General features: G+C 46.1%; 1 protein-coding gene. It reads right to left on the minus strand.

Annotated features, from left to right (window positions below; all coding sequences use genetic code 11):
• The coding region (locus AAEZ03_RS26530; RefSeq protein WP_350582750.1) for a c-type cytochrome at positions 1-323 on the minus strand (323 nt) is incomplete at both ends.

Consider the following 323-nt stretch of genomic DNA (forward strand, 5'->3'; position numbering starts at 1 on the left):
GTGTAGCGTCGTCAAGATGTTTTGTGCTTCACCACCGTACAGCCAGTCGTTATCAGTCAAGTTCGGATAACCCGTTGCACCTTTCGCATTAGAACCATGGCATACCGAGCAGTTCTGTAAGAACAAACGGCTACCAACTTTCAACGCATTTGGGTTTTCAGAGAGCTTTTCAACATAAGGCGCAAGCTCTGCAATTTTTCCATCGATCTGCGTTTGCAAATCTGCAGGTGGTGTTTCACTACGGCGCATTGTTGCTTGCAAATCATTGAGTGTACCTAGCGTTTGAGCAGCTCCGGCAGCGTTTGCTTTAACCAAAATACTTT

It is taken from the genome of Pseudomonas sp. HY2-MNA-CIBAN-0224, assembly GCF_040310285.1.
GTDB lineage: Bacteria > Pseudomonadota > Gammaproteobacteria > Pseudomonadales > Pseudomonadaceae > Aquipseudomonas > Aquipseudomonas helleri.